Source organism: Kitasatospora sp. DSM 101779 (assembly GCF_025655475.1).
Classification (GTDB): Bacteria; Actinomycetota; Actinomycetes; order Streptomycetales; family Streptomycetaceae; genus Kitasatospora.
Genome location: NZ_JAHTIK010000001.1, coordinates 4,177,657 through 4,193,683, shown reverse-complemented (window position 1 = coordinate 4,193,683; position 16,027 = coordinate 4,177,657). Strand labels below are relative to the sequence as shown.

Sequence of the window (16,027 nt, the reverse complement as noted above, 5' to 3'; positions counted from 1 at the left end):
GACCAGCGAAGAGGTGGCATGAGCAGCGGTCCGCGCGAGGAGCGAGCACAGGGCCGGGGCGGTCCCGGCGGCACGGGCGGGCCGAAGGCCGCCGAACCTGCCACCGACTGGTACGTGGACGACACCTACTCCCGTGATCCGCACGCGGGCGACGCCTTCGGCAGCGCGGCGGAGCACGATCCGTACGGGCTGGCCGCCGCCGAGGCGGCGGCCCTGCCGCCGCAGCCCGGTCCGCAGCCCTCCGAGGCGCAGCCGGCGGCCCTCGGTGCCCCCGTCCCGCACTGGGCGGGCGCCCCGGTGCTGACCGCGGCGGAGCCACCCGCCCCGCACGGCGAGCACGGCGAGGACGACGAGGACGACGAGGACGACGAGGACGACGACGAAGCCGGGGACACCGGGCCCACCGAGGCGGGGACCGAAGCCGAAGCAAGAGCAGAAGCAGAGGCCGAGGCCGAGGCGGCCGACTACCTGGGCGTCGACGCGCTGCTGAGCGGCGAGCGCAGCGCCCCCGAGCCGCAGCCCTTCGTCCCGACGATCGAGTTCGACCCGCCGCTCACCCCGGAGGAGGCGAGCCTGCACGAGGCGCTCGCCGAGGGCAGCGGCCCGCAGTCCACCGTCCCGCCCACCACGACCCCGCCCGCCACCGCCCCGCCCGCCGGGCCACCGCCTGCGGCACCGCCGACCGCGCCCCCGACCCCGGCCGGCGCCAAGGTCGCGAGCCTGGTCAACTCCAGTGCGGTGATGGCCGCCGGCACGCTCGTCTCCCGCGGCACCGGCTTCCTCCGGACGATGGTCATCGCCGCCGCGATCGGCGTCGGCACGATGGGCGACTCGTACAACGCCGCCAACACCCTGCCGACGCTGCTCTACATCCTGATCGGCGGCGGCGCGCTGAACGCCGTCTTCGTGCCGCAGCTCGTCCGGAGCATGAAGAACGACGAGGACGGCGGAACCGCCTACGCCAACCGGCTGCTCACCCTGGTGGTCTGCGGCCTGGCGGGCGTGGCGGCGGTGGCCGTGGTCGCCGCGCCGCTGCTCGTCCAGCTGATCTCGCACTCGCTGATGCGGGACCCCGCGAGTGCGGAGACCACGGTCGCGCTGGCCCGGTACTGCCTGCCGACCATGTTCTTCATGGGCGTGCACGTGGTGATGGGCCAGATCCTCAACGCCCGCGGCCGGTTCGGGGCGATGATGTGGACGCCGGTGCTCAACAACCTGGTGGTGATCTTCACCTTCGGCGCCTACATCTGGGTCTACGGCACCTTCCAGCACAGCCAGGTGACCCCGCAGACGATCGCCCCCGAGGGCGTCCGGCTGCTCGGCATCGGCACCCTGCTGGGCCTGGCCGTCCAGGCGCTGTCGATGATCCCCTACCTGCGGGCCGCCGGGTTCTCGTTCAAGCCGCGCTTCGACTGGCGCGGCCACGGCCTGGGCAAGGCCGCCCGGCTGGCGAAGTGGACCTTCCTGTTCGTGCTGGCCAACCAGGCGGGTTTCCTGGTCGTCACCCAGCTCGCCACCGCCGCCGGCATCGCTGCCGAGGAGGACGGCCACCTGGGCGTCGGCCTCGCCGCGTACTCCAACGCCCTGCTGATCTGGCAGCTGCCGATGGCGGTGGTGACGGTCTCGGTGATGAGCGCGGTGCTGCCGCGGCTCTCCCGGGCCGCCGCCGAACACGACGCCGGCGCCGTCCGCGACGACCTGTCGTACGGGCTGCGTACCTCGGCGGTGGCGATCGTCCCGGCGGCCTTCCTGTTCCTCTCCCTCGGCCCGGTCATCGGCTACGCCGTCTACGGCCTCGGCAACGGCGGCTCGGCGGCCCACGGCGCCCTGTCGATCGGCTACATGCTGTCGGCATTCGCGCTCGGCCTGATCCCGTACTCCGTGCAGTACGTGCTGCTGCGCGGCTTCTACGCCTACGAGGACACCCGCACCCCGTTCTCCAACACCGTCTGGGTGGCCGCCTGCCAGGCGGCGACCGCGGTGCTCTGCTGGCTGGTGCTCCCGCCCCAGTGGGCGGTCACCGGCATGGCGCTCTGCTACGGCGCCTCGTACGCGGTCGGCGTCGCCGTCGCGGTGCCCCGGCTGAAGGCCCGGATCGGCGGTCTGGACACCGGCCGGATCGGCCGGACCTACGTCCGCCTCGCGATCGCCTCGCTGCCGGCCGCCGCCTTCGGCCTCGCCGTCGAGCTGGTGATGCTCGACCTCCTGGACGGCTGGGTGGCCGGGGTGATCACCCTGGTGCTCGCCGCGGCGGTGCAGATCGGCGCCTTCCTGCTGGTCGCCCGACGGATGCGCATCGAGGAGCTGAACGCGATGGTCGGCATGGTCCGCAGCCGACTCGGCCGCTGAGCATGACATAGCGTCAACCCGGCGCGACCCGAGCGGTCGCGCCGAGGGGGGACCCCGATGACGGGCCGTCCACCGGATCGCGGATGATTGCGCAACCGGTCGGGCGGCCCAGCGGTCGTACCAGGGGAGAATCAGTGGGCACAATTGTCCTGGCGGGTCCGGCGCCCCGGCGGCCGGGCGGACGGGCAGCCGGATTCTCAGGACCGGGCCGGAACTAAGGGGAGGCAGGACCACGGTGGCTGATGGCACCAAGGCGGTCGTCGACACGTCCGTCGCGGACGAGGCGGCGCTGGCCATGGCAATCGAGGACATCGAGCCCGAGGACGGCTCCACGGCCGCCGGGCAGGGCTCCGCGGACGAGGCCCCTGACGCCGCCTCGGACGCCCCTGACGCCGTCTCCGCCCCCGCTGCAGCCACCGCCCGCGGCGAGAGCCCCGAGAGCACCTCCGAGGGCACCTCCGAGGGCTCCTCCGAGGTCTCCCAGCAGCCCTCCAGGGCTGCTGGGGACGCCGCCGGCGCCCAGGTCGGCAAGGCCGCCTCCGCGGCCGTTGCGGCGGCCGTGACGGCCCGTGAGCCCGCCTCCGACGACGCGGACGCGAGCACCGGTGCCGACGAGCTCCCCGACGCCGCTGTCGCCGACGGTGCCGAGGCCGGCACCCGCCGCACCACCGACGCCGCCCCGCGCGGCTCCTCCGCGGGCACCGACGCCGGAGAGTCCACCGCCCAGCTCTCCGCCACCGAGCTCGCCGCCGAGCTCACCGCCAGGGGGGCCGCCGCCCCGGCCCGCCGCCCCTCCCGCTCCGGCCGCCCCGCCCCCCAGGCCCCGGTCCGCGAGGACCGACCCGTCGTCAGCACCGAGACCCTGGACGCCGACACCGGCACGCTCCCCGCCGCCAAGCCGGCCCCGCTGCGGCACAGCGGCGACAAGATCGGCGGCCGCTACCGGCTGGAGGAGTGCATCACCCAGTCGGAGACCTTCAGCAGCTGGCGCGCGGTCGACGAGAAGCTCCGCCGCGCGGTCGGCGTGCACCTGATGGCGGCCGGCCACCGGCGCGCCAAGGCGGTGCTGACCGCCGCCCGCTCCGCCGCCCTGCTCAACGACCCGCGCTTCGTCCAGGTCCTCGACGCCGTCCAGGAGGGCGACCTGGTCTACGTCGTCCGCGAGTGGCTGCCGGACGCCTCCGACCTGGCCCACCTGCTGGCCGACGGCCCGATGGAGCCGTACGACGCGTACCAGATGGTCCGTCAGGTCACCGACGCGGTCGCCGCCGCCCACCGCCGCGGCCAGGCCCACCTGCGGCTCACCCCGCGCTGCGTGCTGCGCACCGACACCGGCCAGTACCGGATCAACGGCATCGCGGTGGACGCCGCCCTGCGCGGCCTGCCCACCGAGGAGGCCGAGCGCACCGACACCCGCGCGATCGGCGCCCTGCTGTTCGCCGCGCTCACCCACCGCTGGCCGTACCCCGAGGACCGCTACGACCTGCGCGGCATGCCGAAGAGCCTCGGCTGCGTGCCGCCGGACCAGGTCCGGGCCGGCGTGCACAAGGGCCTGTCCGAGCTGGCCGCCAGGGCGCTGTGCGAGCACCCGCCGCACCACCAGGACCCGATCACCACCCCCGAGCAGCTCGCCAAGGCGATCGCGCTCATGCCGAAGATCCGCCAGCCTGAGCAGCCCGCGCCGGCGTTCACCGCCAAGCCGAAGCCCAAGCCGCACACCCCGCCGCACCCGGCGGGCGCGCACGCCGCGGGGCGCCCGACCCCGCCGGCGCGGCCGCAGCACACCGCCCTCCAGGAGGCCGTCCCGGCGTCCCCGCGGCCCCGGCGGCCGCGCCGGCTGGTGCGGACGGCCCTGCGGACCACGGCCTCGCTGGTGGCGCTGGCCGCGATCGTGGTCGGCTCCTGGCAGGGCGTCGAGTACCTCAACAAGTCGAAGGACGGGCAGTCCAGCGCCCCGCCGGCCGAGCAGTCCAGCACCCCACCGGCCGAGCAGTCCGGCGCGCCGCTGTCCGGCGCCACCCTCGACTACACGCCCAGCTCGTTCAACGCGTTCGGCGACCGCAAGGACGAGCACGCCTCGGCGCTGCCCCTCCTCAAGGACGGCAAGGCCGACACCGCCTGGACGACCCAGAGCTACAACGACCCGTTCGGCGGCGGCTACCGGCCTGGCACGGGCGTGCTGCTCGACCTCGGCTCGGCCCGCACCGTCGGCTCGGTCGTCGTCAAGCTCGTCGGCGGCGCCCACACCGTCGAGCTGAAGGCACTGCCCGGCGCCACCTCGGCCCCGCAGACCAGCAAGGCCGGCTTCGACGGCTTCGGCGACGCGATCGCCTCCGGCACCAGCAGCAACGAGCTCCAGTTGAAGCCCAAGAAGCCGGTCACCACCCGCTTCCTCTTGATCTGGCTGACCGCCATCCCCAACGATGGGGGTGGCTACAAGGGCCAGGTGGCCGAGATCACGGTCAACGGCTGAGCGAGGACGGACAGGGGGTGGCGGACATGGCGGAGGAGCCGTCCGACGCCGATCTCCTGGCCCGGCACGTGGCCGGGGACCCGGACGCCTTCGGCCTCCTCGTCCGACGCCACCGGGACCGCCTGTGGGCGGTCGCCCTGCGCACCCTCGGCGACCGCGAGGAGGCCGCCGACGCCCTCCAGGACGCCCTGGTCTCCGCACTGCGCGCCGCCCACACCTTCCAGGGCCGCGCCCAGGTCACCACCTGGCTGCACCGGATCGTGGTCAACGCCTGCCTCGACCGGGCCCGCCGGGCGGCCTCCCGCCGGGCCGGCTCGCTCGACGAGGACCCGCAGCGCCTCGACGCCGCCCTCGGCAGCGCCGAGCCCACCGACAGCCTGGTGGTCCGCGCCGAACTGCGCCGCGAGGTCACCGAGGCGCTGACCGCCCTCCCGGCCGAGCAGCGCGCCGCCCTCGTCCTGGTCGACATGCAGGGGTACTCCGTCGCCGAGGCCGCCGAGGTGCTGGGGGTTCCGGTGGGCACGGTGAAGAGCCGCTGCGCCCGCGGCCGCGCCCGCCTGCTGCCACTGGTCCGCCATCTGCACGGCGGCGGTGTTTCACGTGAAACGGCGGAGGGGGACAGGCCGGGCCGGGGAACCCGCACGGATGTTTCACGTGAAACGCCGCTCCGCGGGAACCCGTCGGGCACCCGCACCGTCCCAGGTACGGACGCCGCCGGGCGCCGCACCGTGGTGGAAGGAGATGCGACCAAGCGATGACGCCGCACCCGCCTTCCACGCCGTCCGCACCCCAGCCCGAGCACCCGGACATCGAGGCGCTGGCCGACCTCGCCGAGCAGCTGACCGATCCGGCCGACGAAGCGGCCCTGCGGCGCCATCTCGACACCTGCGCCGAGTGCGCGGACACCTTCGCGGCCCTCGCCGAGGTGCGCGAGCTGCTGGGCGAGGTGGAGGCGCCCCCGATGCCCGCGGACGTCGCCGAGCGTATCGACACCGCCCTGGCCGCGGCCCGCACCGAACTCGCCGCCTCCCCCGCTCCACCCGCGGAACGCACCGCCGACCGGCCGACAGGACGCACCCCCGGCACCACCGCACCGCCCGCCGGACGGCCCGCCGGTGTCACCGGGCCCGGCAGCACCGGACCGGGCCGCGGGCAGCGCTCCCGCCGACGCGTCCGCCTGCTGCTGGCCACCGTCACGGCCGCGGCCGCGATCGGCTTCGGCGCGCTGCTGCTGCCGCTCTCCACCACCGGTGGTGGCAGCACCGCGCAGGCCCCGGCCGACAGTGCCGCCCAGCCCGCCGCCGGCAGCGCCCGGAAGCCGGCTCTCACCGGCGGCACCGCCTTCCAGGACGACACCCTGATCGCCCAGGCCCAGCAGCTGGTCCGCGCCGCCTCGGCCGCCCCCGGCACCTCCAAGACACCGGAGGCGCTCGCCCAGCCCAACCGGAGCGAGTCCCCCGGAGGCACCGCCGGCTCCACCGCGCCGTCCTGCGCCGCCGCCCTCACCGGACAGCGCGACCGGGCACCGCTCGCCGTCGCGCCCGGCCGGTACCACTCGTCGGCCGTCACCGCCCTGGTGTACCCGGACGGCTCCGACCGGCTGGACGTCTACCTCATCACCCCGGACTGCTCGGCCCCCGGCGTCCTGCTCCACCGCACCGTCCCGGCGGGCTGAACCGGACCGCCCGGGACCGCGCCGACCGCTCCGGACGGCGCAGACCGCCCGGCGGACCCGGCAGAAGGCGCCCGCCCATCGGAACATCCGCTCCCACAGTGCGGGCATGTTGCACAGCCGTGCCCGGGAATGCGGGAGACTGGTGAGTCGTTGTCCCGGGCGGCGGAGCAGGACCGCCCTCCCCGCAAGCGCGGGTCGCGAAGCGAACCAGGAGATGCAGTGAGCGATGTCCGTAACGTGATCATCATCGGTTCCGGCCCCGCCGGATACACCGCTGCGCTGTACACCGCGCGCGCCTCCCTCAAGCCTCTGGTCTTCGAGGGCGCGGTCACCGCGGGCGGCGCGCTGATGAACACCACCGAGGTCGAGAACTTCCCCGGCCACCGCGACGGCATCATGGGCCCCGAGCTCATGGACAACATGCGCGCGCAGGCCGAGAAGTTCGGCGCCGAGCTCGTCCCGGACGACATCGTCGCCGTCGACCTCACCGGCGACGTCAAGACCGTCACCGACTCCGAGGGCACCGTCCACCGCGCCCGCGCCGTGATCGTCGCCACCGGCTCCCAGCACCGCAAGCTCGGCCTCCCCCGCGAGGACGTCTTGTCCGGCCGCGGTGTCTCCTGGTGCGCCACCTGCGACGGCTTCTTCTTCCGCGACCAGGACATCGCCGTGGTCGGCGGCGGCGACACCGCTCTGGAGGAGGCCACCTTCCTCTCGCGCTTCGCCCGGAGCGTCACCGTCGTGCACCGCCGCGACAGCCTGCGCGCCTCCAAGGCGATGCAGGAGCGCGCCTTCGCCGACCCGAAGATCACCTTCGCCTGGGACAGCGCCGTCCAGGAGATCCACGGCGACCCGAAGCTGACCGGCCTCACCCTGCGCGACACCACCACCGGCGAGACCCGCGAGCTCCCGGTCACCGGCCTGTTCATCGCGATCGGCCACGACCCGCGCACCGAGCTCTTCACCGGCCAGCTGGACCTGGACGCCGAGGGCTACCTCAAGGTGGAGTCCCCCTCCACCCGGACGAACATCCCCGGCGTCTTCGCCGCCGGCGACGTGGTCGACCACACCTACCGCCAGGCCATCACCGCCGCGGGCACCGGCTGCTCCTCCGCCCTGGACGCCGAGCGCTACCTCGCCTCGCTCGCCGACCTGGAGGCCCAGGCCGCCACGGTCGCGGTCTGACCCTTCCCCCCTGAAACAGAACAGCCCTCGCGGTTGTTGACCCGTCCGAAGGTGCCGAGCCGCCGCCCAGGCGGCGAGGCACCGCCTCGTCCGTGACCCCAAGGAGAGTTCCGTGGCCGGCGCCACCATCACCGTGACCGACGCGACCTTCGACGCCGAGGTGCTCAAGAGCGACAAGCCCGTCCTGGTCGACTTCTGGGCCACCTGGTGCGGCCCGTGCCGCCAGGTCGCCCCGATCCTGGAGGAGATCGCCGCCGAGCACAGCGACAAGCTGACCATCGCCAAGCTCGACGTCGACAACAACCAGGAGACCGCTGCCGCCTACAACGTCATCTCGATCCCGACGCTCAACGTGTACCAGAACGGCGAGCTGGTGAAGACCATCACCGGCGCCCGCCCGAAGGCCGCACTGCTGCGCGAGCTGGCCGACTTCATCTGAGCCGCCCGCCCGCCGGCCGCAGAGGGCCCCCGGAAAGATCCGGGGGCCCTCCGGCGTTCCCGGGCCCTTTCGGCGGACTCCGGCACGGCTCAGAACGGCCGGAGCGCCGGCTCCTTCCGGGCCCCGCCCAGCAGCCGCTCCAGCGCCCCCTCGACGTCGCTGCGCCAGGAGAGCGTGCTCCTGGCCTCCAGCCGCAGCCGCGGGTAGCGGTGGTGCGGCCGTACCGTCTTGAAGCCCACCGCCAACAGGTGGTCGGCTGGCAGCACACAGCTCGGCGTCGGACGGCCCACCGCACCGAACGCCTCGATCGCCCGGAAGCCCCTGCGGAGCACGTCCTTGGCCACCGCCTGGACCAGCACCCGTCCCAGCCCCTGACGCTGGTAGCCGGGCACCACCCGGCTCACCATCAGCTGCACGGCGTCCGAGGACACCGGGCTGGTCGGGAACGACTGCGAGCGCGGCACGTACGCCGACGGCGCGTAGAGCACGAAGCCCGCCGGAACGTCGTCCACGTAGACGATGCGCCCGCACGAGCCCCACTCCAGCAGCACCGCCGAGATCCACCCCTCCTTCTCCAGCTCCCCCTTCCCCCCGTCCACCGCTGCCCGTCCGCTGACCGGGTCGAGTTCCCAGAACACGCACGAGCGGCAGCCGTCCGGCAGGTCGGCCAGGTTGTCCAGCGTCAACGGAGCGAGCCTGCGACCCACGCCCCACACACCTCCTCCGGCTCGGTCCCACACCACGAGCTTGCTCCGAAAAACGCGGCGGGTGCACGTTTCACGTGAAACATGCACCCGCTCGTCCGTTTCTCGGTGAACTGCCGGTCAGCTCTGGGAGAGCCGCAGCCCCTCCTCGCCCGGGGCGAGGCTGTCGAGGATCCGGTTCAGGTCCTCGACCGATCCGAACTCCAGCACCACCTTGCCCTTGCCCAGCTTGCCGCCGCGCTGCGAGACCTCCACCTTCACCCGGGTCTCGAACCGGTCGGAGAGCCGCCCGGCGAGATCGTCGAACGCCGGCGAGAGGATCCGGCCCGCCTTGGGTGCGGCGGCCTTCTTCGGATTCGTGTCCCGGGCCATCAGCGCGACGATCTCCTCGGTGGTCCGCACCGAGAGCCCCTCCGCGACGATCCGTCCGGCCAGGGCGTCCTGCTGCTCCGCGTCCGGCACCCCGAGCAGCGCCCGCGCGTGGCCGGCGCTCAGCACCCCGGCCGCGACCCGGCGCTGCACCACCGGGGAGAGCCTCATCAGCCGCAGCGTGTTGGAGACGTGCGAGCGGGAGCGGCCGATCCGGTCGGCCAGCTCGTCGTGGGTGCAGGAGAAGTCCCGCAGCAGCTGGTCGTAGGCGGCCGCCTCCTCCAGCGGGTTGAGCTCCGCCCGGTGGAGGTTCTCCAGCAGCGCGTCCAGCAGGAGCTTGTCGTCCTCGGTGTCCCGGACGATGGCCGGGATCACCGCGAGACCGGCCTCCCGGGAGGCCCGCCAGCGGCGCTCGCCCATGATGAGCTCGAAGCGCTCCGGGCCGACCTGGCGGACGACCACCGGCTGCAGCAGGCCCACCTCCTTGATGGAGGTGACCAGCTCGGCGAGCTTCTCCTCGTCGAAGACCTCGCGCGGCTGGCGGGGGTTGGGCGTGATCGAGTCCAGCGGCAGCTCGGCGAAGCGCGCCCCGTCCACCGGCGCCAGGGCCGACTCCGGGACGCTCCGCGCATGGGCATCGCCCGCCAGCTCCCGCAGGCTCTCCGCAGCGGCCTTCGCCGCCACCGTGCCTCGGCCGGTCGGCAGGACCGGTACGGCCACGGGGGTCGCCGATCCCGCGGTCGCCGCCGGGACGGTCGCCGGCGCCCCTGCCGCCGGGGTGGCGGCCGGGATCAGCGCCCCCAGGCCCCTGCCCAGTCCTCTGCGCCCACCACTCACCGGTTGCCCTCCATCGTGCCGTGCTGTGTCGTGGCGGCGGTCGCCGCCGCGGCCGCGGTCCGCTGCTGCCCGACCGCACCGTAACCGGCCGGGGCGCCGGCCGCGAAACCGCCCTCCGCGGACCGCAGCGCGATCTCCCTGGAGGCCTCCAGGTAGGAGAGAGCGCCGGCGGAACCCGGGTCATAGGTGAGCACGGTCTGCCCGTAGCTGGGCGCCTCGGAGATCCGGACCGAGCGCGGGATGGCCGTCCGCAGCACCTCGTGCTCGAAGTGCGTCCGGACCTCCTCCGCGACCTGGGCGGCCAGCCGGGTGCGGGCGTCGTACATGGTGAGCAGGATCGTGGAGACGTGCAGCGCCGGGTTGAGGTGGGCGCGCACCAGCTCGACGTTCCGCAGCAGCTGCCCGAGGCCCTCCAGCGCGTAGTACTCGCACTGGATCGGGATCAGCACCTCCTGGCCGGCGACCAGGGCGTTGACGGTCAGCAGGCCGAGCGAGGGCGGGCAGTCGATCAGGACGTAGTCCAGCGGCTGCTCGTACGCGGCGATGGCACGCTGCAGGCGGCTCTCACGGGCCACCAGCGAGACGAGCTCGATCTCCGCACCGGCGAGGTCGATGGTGGCCGGGCAGCAGAACAGCCCCTCCACGTCCACCACGGGCTGGACGACGTCCGCGAGCGGCTTGCCCTCGACCAGGACGTCGTAGATCGACGGCACCTCGGCGTGGTGGTCGATGCCGAGCGCGGTGGAGGCGTTGCCCTGCGGGTCGAGGTCGACGACCAGCACCCGCAGCCCGTGCATGGCGAGGCCGGCCGCCAGGTTGACGGTGGTGGTGGTCTTGCCCACCCCGCCCTTCTGGTTGGCCACCACGATCACCCGGGTGCTGGCGGGCCTGGGCAGCCCCTCCCCGGTCCGCCCGATGGCCTGAACCGCGGCCTGCGCGGCGCGCGCGATCGGCGTGTCGTCGATCTGGTGGATGGTCTCGGACTCCTGCATGGGGGTCAGTGTTTCACGTGAAACCGGAGCGGCAACAGTCACCGCCATGGCGCGGTCGAGGATTCCGGGAAGCAGTGAGCGTCGTTTCACGTGAAACACCATGACCGGAATGTCACAAATCTGACGGTGCGACACTCCGACCACGATCCGATACCACCCGCCCGGCGACGCCGCGGGCGGACCTGACCCGTCCCGGCCTGCAGGAACGCCGAGAGCGGGCGGCCCGAGGACCACCCGCTCTCCGCACCTGCGAAACGACGCCGGTCAGCGTCGACGGCGCGCACCCCCGCGACCGCCGTCCTTGGAGCCGCGGCCGGCCCGGGCCGCCTTCGCCCGCCGAGTGGCCGCCCTCACACCGCCGGGGCTCTCGCCCGCCTCCACCCGGACCACCCGGGTCGAGGTCTCCAGCGTGCCCTCGCCCACCGAGATCACCGACCAGCGCTCCGCCCCCAGCTTGGTGAGCGCGGACCGCGACTCCTCGATCTCCTGCTCGGCGGTGTCGCCCTTCAACGCCAGCATCTGGCCGTACGGCCGCAGCAGCGGCATGCCCCAGCCGGCCAGCCGGTCCAGCGGGGCCACAGCCCGGGCGGTGACGATGTCCACCGCGACCTTGCCGACCATCTCCTCGGCCCGGCCGCGCAGCACCGTCACATTGTCCAGACCCAGCTCACGGACCACCTCCTCCAGGAAGGTGGTGCGTCGCAGCAGCGGCTCCAGCAGGGTGACCGAGACGTCCGGCCGGGCCATCGCCACCGGGATGCCCGGCAGGCCGGCCCCGGAGCCGACGTCGCACAGCGAGGCGTTGGCCGGCAGCAGCTCCGCCAGCACGGCGCAGTTCAGCACGTGGCGGTCCCACAGCCGCGGCACCTCGCGCGGGCCGATCAGTCCGCGCTGCACCCCGGCCGTGGCCAGCAGCTCGGTGTACCGCACCGCGACCGGGAGCCGCTCGCCGAAGATGCCGGCGGCGGCCGCCGGCGGCTCGCCGGGCCCCTCGCCCGGGACCGGGGCTCCCGCGGGAGCGCCCTCCACCGGGGTGCCCCGGCCGGGTCCGCCCTCCGACGGCCCGCCCTCGGTCGCCACGCCGTCCGTCTCCATGTCAGCCTCTCCGCTCACCGTATCCACCCCACATCAGGCACCATCCTCACGCGGGTACCCGCCCCGCGCGCAAACCGGGCCGTACGAACCACCCTCGAAGGAACGACGACCCCGCCCGCACGCGGCGGACGGGGTCGCTCGACAGGGCGCGAGGTCAGCTCGGAAGCACGACCACGCACCGCTGGGGCTCCTCGCCCTCCGATTCGCTGCGCAGCCCGGCGGCCGCCACGGCGTCGTGCACCACCTTGCGCTCGAAGGGCGTCATCGGGCGGAGCTTGACCTGCTCGCCGGTGGACTTCGCCTGCTCGGCCGCCTCGGCGCCGAGGGCGGCCAGCTCGGACCGCTTGCGGGCCCGGAAGCCGGCGATGTCCAGCATCAGACGGCTGCGCTCACCGGTCTCCCGGTGCACCGCCAGGCGGGTCAGCTCCTGCAGCGCCTCCAGCACCTCGCCGTCCTGGCCGACCAGCCGCTGCAGCGCCCGGTCGGGGCCGTCGCTGACGATCGAGACCAGCGCCCGGTCGCCCTCGACGTCCATGTCGATGTCGCCGTCCAGGTCCGCGATGTCCAGCAGACCCTCCAGGTAGTCGGCGGCGATGTCGCCCTCGCGCTCCAGCCGCGCGACGAGGCTCTCGCCGGACTCCGCGCCTGCCTCGACCTCGACGGCGGAGGTGGTGCCTTCCGTCACTGATGGACTCCTTCGGGGATGGGCCCTCGGGTGGGGCCGAGAGGGAAGATCTGGGTCCGCGTCGACCGGCGGCGGCCGGTCAGGACTTCTTCTTCGGCCGCTGGCCGCTGCCCTGACCGCCGCGCTTCGGCTGCTGGCGGGGGCCGGTCTTGCCCGCGGGCTGCTTGGCCGCCGACCGGCCGGCCGGCACCGCGGCGTCCTGCTTGGACAGGACCACCGGCTCGTCGGCGACGTGCTCCTCGGCAGCGTGCGCCTCGGCGTGCTCGCCCCCCGCCGTCTGCGCGTGGTGACCGGCGGCCTGGTGGCGCTGGGCCTTGCTCTGCTTGCGCGGCTGCTGCCGGCGGACCTGGACGGTCTCGGCCACCACGGCCTCGGCGGTCGCGGCGGGCTGCTTGTTGCCACCGGTCAGCGCGGCCAGCCAGGGGGCCTTGCGGACGCTGCCGTCCGGGTTCAGCCGGCCGGCCTTCTTCAGGCGGGCCTGGCGCTCGGCGAAGGCCTTGGAGCCCGGCGTCGGGTTGTTGCGGATGACGATCAGCTGCTGGCCCATCGACCAGACGTTGGTGGTCAGCCAGTAGACCAGGACGCCGACCGGGAAGTTGATGCCCATCACGGCGAAGATGATCGGGAAGACGTACATCAGCATCTTCTGCTGCTGCATGAACGGCGTCTTGATCGTCAGGTCGACGTTCTTGGTCATCAGCTGGCGCTGGGTGATGAACTGCGACAGCGACATCAGGACGATCATCACCGCGACGACGATCTTGACGCTCAGCTCGTCGCTGCCCAGGAAGGTCGCCGACAGCGGGGCGCCGAAGATGTGCGCCTGCTTGGCGCTGTCCAGCAGGTCGGAGTTGATGACACCGATCGTCTTGTCATTGGCCACCGAGGCCAGCACGCCGTAGAGGGCGGTGAAGAACGGGGCCTGCACCAGGATCGGGAGACAGCTCGAGAAGGGGTTGGTGCCCGCCTCCTTGTAGAGCTTCATCATCTCTTCGGACTGGCGCTGCCGGTCGTTCTTGTAGCGCTCCTGGATGGCCTTCATCTTCGGCTGGATCGCCTGCATGGCCCGGGTCGCCTTGATCTGCTTCACGAAGAGCGGGATCAGGCAGATCCGGATCACGATCACCATCGAGACGATGGACAGACCCCAGGCCCAGCCGCCGTCCGGATCGAAGACGTGGCTGTACAGCGAGTGGAACTGGACGATGATCCAGGACACTGCCGTGTAGAGGGGGCTAAGGAAGGAGAAGGTCACCGGTCAGGCTCCTTGGACATCAGGATTGGCCACCGGCTCCGGCCCGGCGGTCCCACTCTTCGGGCTCAGCAGATTGCGGACCCGGCGGTGCCACACCGGGTGCTTGCGCGGTGGCACATGGTCGACCCCACCCGGCGACCAGGGGTTGCAGCGCAGGATGCGCCATGCGGTCAGACCGCTCCCCTTGATCGCACCGTGCAGGCGCACCGCCTCGTACCCGTAGTGCGAGCACGAGGGGTAGTAACGGCACACCGGCCCGAGCAGCGGACTGATCGTCCACTGGTAGAGCCTGATCAGCCCCATCAGCAGGTACTTCATCGCCCTGCTCCCGTCGGCGCACTGCCGGTCGGCTCCGCCCGGAGCAACCGCCGCAGCGCCGCGTCCAGGTCGTGTTCGAGATCGAGGTACGACGCCGACCCGGCCTGGGGCAGCGCGCGTACCACTATCAGGCTACCTGCGGGCAGCCGGGGCAGACGCTCACGGACGAGGTGACGAAGGCGACGCTTCACGAGATTCCGCACGACAGCGGATCCCACGGCCTTGCTCACGACGAAACCCGCACGCGCCGAAGGGAGCCCCTCGGCGGCGTGCGGGCCGCAGTCGCTTTCCCGGTCCGTGGGCCCCGGCCGACCGCCCTCTCTGTCGAGGTGGACGACCAGCAGGGGCTTACCGGCCCGGCGACCGCGTTTCACCGCGGTCGAGAAGTCCTGGCGCCGCCGCAGCCGATTCTCGGAGGGCAGCACGATCAGAACCCGTGCGCCGGATCAGGCGGACAGGCTGGCGCGGCCCTTGCCACGGCGGGCGGCCAGGATGGCGCGGCCGGCGCGGGTACGCATCCGGAGCCGGAAGCCGTGGGTCTTGGCGCGACGGCGGTTGTTCGGCTGGAAGGTGCGCTTGCTCACTCGGGGGCTCCTGAGGCGAATCGTAGGATGACGGGACGTCGCTTGGCCGTCACCGTGCGTCCGCGCGATCTCCCCTTCGACGGGAAATCCACCCCAACGGCCCAGGTCTGCTGGGGTTGGGGCCATCCACGGCGCCCGTGCTGCGCGCCTTGTGGAAGCGGGTGGACCCGCGGGCATGCGGCAGCGGCCATCGACAACTCGACCTGGTTACGGTACGCGGGACCGCCCCGGAGGGTCAAACCGGCAGCCCCGCCGCCCGTCGCCCACAGCCTGTGGACAACAACTTGAATCAGCTCTGCCCGCTGACTACCGTTGCAGGACTTGTCGGGTTTGTTCATCGATCGGACCGGCACCCCGAGTCCCCTGAGCCCCCCAACGCGGGGAACGAGAAAGCGTGCACCAGTGGCTGATGTCAACAGCGATCTCGTCCCGCTCTGGGCGAAGGTCGTCGAGCGGCTGGTCAACGACGCCGGGGTCGGGGACAGCGACAAGATGTGGCTGCGGCGCACGCAGCCGATGTGGATGATGCACGACACCGCCCTGCTGGCGGCCCCCAACGAGCGGGCCAAGCAGGTGCTGGAGGGGCGTCTCCTCCCCCAGCTCACCGAGGCCCTCACCTACGAGTTCGCCCGGCCCGTCCGGATCGCCGTGATGGTGGACGCCAACGCGCTGCCCACCCCCGCACCCGAGCCGCAGCCGGCCGAGCCGCCGCGCCCGCAGGCCGGCCAGGACTGGTCCGACCGCCCGTACCACGGCGAGCCCGAGCGCTACGCGCCCCCGTCCTACGAGCAGCCGCAGCCGTACGAGCAGCAGCCCGAGCGGCACGAGCGGTACGAGTCCCCCCGCTACGAGCAGGCCCCGGGCCCCTACGCCGAGGAGCAACGCCCCTGGGGCGAGCGCCCCGCCGGACCGGCCGAGTGGGACCGGCCCGAGTACGAGCAGCCGTCGCCGACCACCGCCGAGCGGCCGTCCGAGCCCCCGCGGCCGAAGGGCCTGCCGACGGCCACCCCCGCGCAGGGCGACCTGTTCGGCGGGGTGCTGGGGCCCGACCCGTCCGAGGCCCGGCC

General features: G+C 73.3%; 15 protein-coding genes and 1 pseudogene. 7 read left to right on the top strand and 9 right to left on the bottom strand.

Translation table 11 applies throughout. From position 1 onward, the window contains the following. Window positions 1–18: 18 nt before the first annotated feature. The 6 genes from murJ (at window position 19) to trxA (ending at window position 8,121) form a co-directional block, all read left to right on the top strand. On the top strand, window positions 19–2,349 hold the full coding sequence (murJ, locus tag KSNIM_RS19045) for a murein biosynthesis integral membrane protein MurJ (RefSeq protein WP_263104412.1): 2,331 nt from the start codon (window positions 19–21) through the stop codon (window positions 2,347–2,349). A 235-nt stretch (window positions 2,350–2,584) separates the two neighbouring features. Continuing rightward, window positions 2,585–4,822, top strand: coding sequence for a protein kinase family protein (locus KSNIM_RS19040; protein WP_263104411.1), 2,238 nt, complete (start codon window positions 2,585–2,587; stop codon window positions 4,820–4,822). Between the two features lie 26 nt (window positions 4,823–4,848). Continuing rightward, complete coding sequence (gene sigM / locus KSNIM_RS19035) at window positions 4,849–5,580, top strand: RNA polymerase sigma factor SigM (protein WP_263104410.1); 732 nt, start codon at window positions 4,849–4,851, stop codon at window positions 5,578–5,580. Continuing rightward, window positions 5,577–6,497: an anti-sigma factor family protein gene (locus KSNIM_RS19030; protein ID WP_263104409.1), complete on the top strand. Its 921-nt coding sequence runs from the start codon at window positions 5,577–5,579 to the stop codon at window positions 6,495–6,497. The genes sigM and KSNIM_RS19030 overlap by 4 nt, the downstream gene beginning before the upstream one ends. Before the next feature lie 219 nt (window positions 6,498–6,716). Continuing rightward, window positions 6,717–7,682, top strand: a complete 966-nt coding sequence (trxB, locus tag KSNIM_RS19025; protein ID WP_030270129.1) for a thioredoxin-disulfide reductase — start codon at window positions 6,717–6,719, stop codon at window positions 7,680–7,682. 112 nt (window positions 7,683–7,794) lie between these two features. Continuing rightward, the gene (trxA, locus tag KSNIM_RS19020; RefSeq protein ID WP_263104408.1) at window positions 7,795–8,121 is read left to right on the top strand and encodes a thioredoxin; all 327 of its coding nucleotides are present in this window, start codon (window positions 7,795–7,797) and stop codon (window positions 8,119–8,121) included. Between the two features lie 89 nt (window positions 8,122–8,210). Here the strand turns inward: trxA and KSNIM_RS19015 are convergent, their stop codons facing one another. The 9 genes from KSNIM_RS19015 to rpmH form a co-directional block, all read right to left on the bottom strand. Then, entirely contained in the window at window positions 8,211–8,828 is a 618-nt protein-coding gene (locus KSNIM_RS19015) for a GNAT family N-acetyltransferase (RefSeq protein WP_263104407.1), read from the bottom strand. 117 nt (window positions 8,829–8,945) lie between these two features. Further along, entirely contained in the window at window positions 8,946–10,031 is a 1,086-nt protein-coding gene (locus KSNIM_RS19010; RefSeq protein ID WP_263104406.1) for a ParB/RepB/Spo0J family partition protein, read from the bottom strand. Then, window positions 10,028–10,996, bottom strand: a complete 969-nt coding sequence (locus tag KSNIM_RS19005) for a ParA family protein (protein ID WP_317634110.1) — start codon at window positions 10,994–10,996, stop codon at window positions 10,028–10,030. Before KSNIM_RS19005 ends, KSNIM_RS19010 begins: the two co-directional genes overlap by 4 nt. Window positions 10,997–11,287: 291 nt before the next feature. Beyond that, window positions 11,288–12,136 carry a 16S rRNA (guanine(527)-N(7))-methyltransferase RsmG gene (gene rsmG, locus KSNIM_RS19000; RefSeq protein WP_263104404.1) on the bottom strand — a complete coding sequence of 283 codons (849 nt, stop codon included), beginning with the start codon at window positions 12,134–12,136 and terminating at the stop codon, window positions 11,288–11,290. A gap of 136 nt (window positions 12,137–12,272) precedes the next feature. After that, the gene (locus tag KSNIM_RS18995) at window positions 12,273–12,803 is read right to left on the bottom strand and encodes a protein jag (RefSeq protein ID WP_411543741.1); all 531 of its coding nucleotides are present in this window, start codon (window positions 12,801–12,803) and stop codon (window positions 12,273–12,275) included. Window positions 12,804–12,882: 79 nt separating this feature from the next. After that, a complete protein-coding gene (gene yidC, locus KSNIM_RS18990) occupies window positions 12,883–14,058 on the bottom strand; it encodes a membrane protein insertase YidC (RefSeq protein WP_263104403.1) in 1,176 nt (391 codons plus the stop codon). A gap of 3 nt (window positions 14,059–14,061) precedes the next feature. Continuing rightward, on the bottom strand, window positions 14,062–14,376 hold the full coding sequence (yidD, locus tag KSNIM_RS18985; protein ID WP_095873843.1) for a membrane protein insertion efficiency factor YidD: 315 nt from the start codon (window positions 14,374–14,376) through the stop codon (window positions 14,062–14,064). Next, a complete protein-coding gene (gene rnpA, locus KSNIM_RS18980) occupies window positions 14,373–14,801 on the bottom strand; it encodes a ribonuclease P protein component (RefSeq protein WP_263104402.1) in 429 nt (142 codons plus the stop codon). Before rnpA ends, yidD begins: the two co-directional genes overlap by 4 nt. 21 nt (window positions 14,802–14,822) lie before the next feature. Next, complete coding sequence (gene rpmH / locus KSNIM_RS18975) at window positions 14,823–14,960, bottom strand: 50S ribosomal protein L34 (protein ID WP_030059672.1); 138 nt, start codon at window positions 14,958–14,960, stop codon at window positions 14,823–14,825. Window positions 14,961–15,705: 745 nt separating this feature from the next. Between rpmH and KSNIM_RS39435 the strand changes: the two are divergent. After that, a pseudogene (locus tag KSNIM_RS39435) lies at window positions 15,706–16,027 on the top strand (hypothetical protein); the annotation flags it as partial.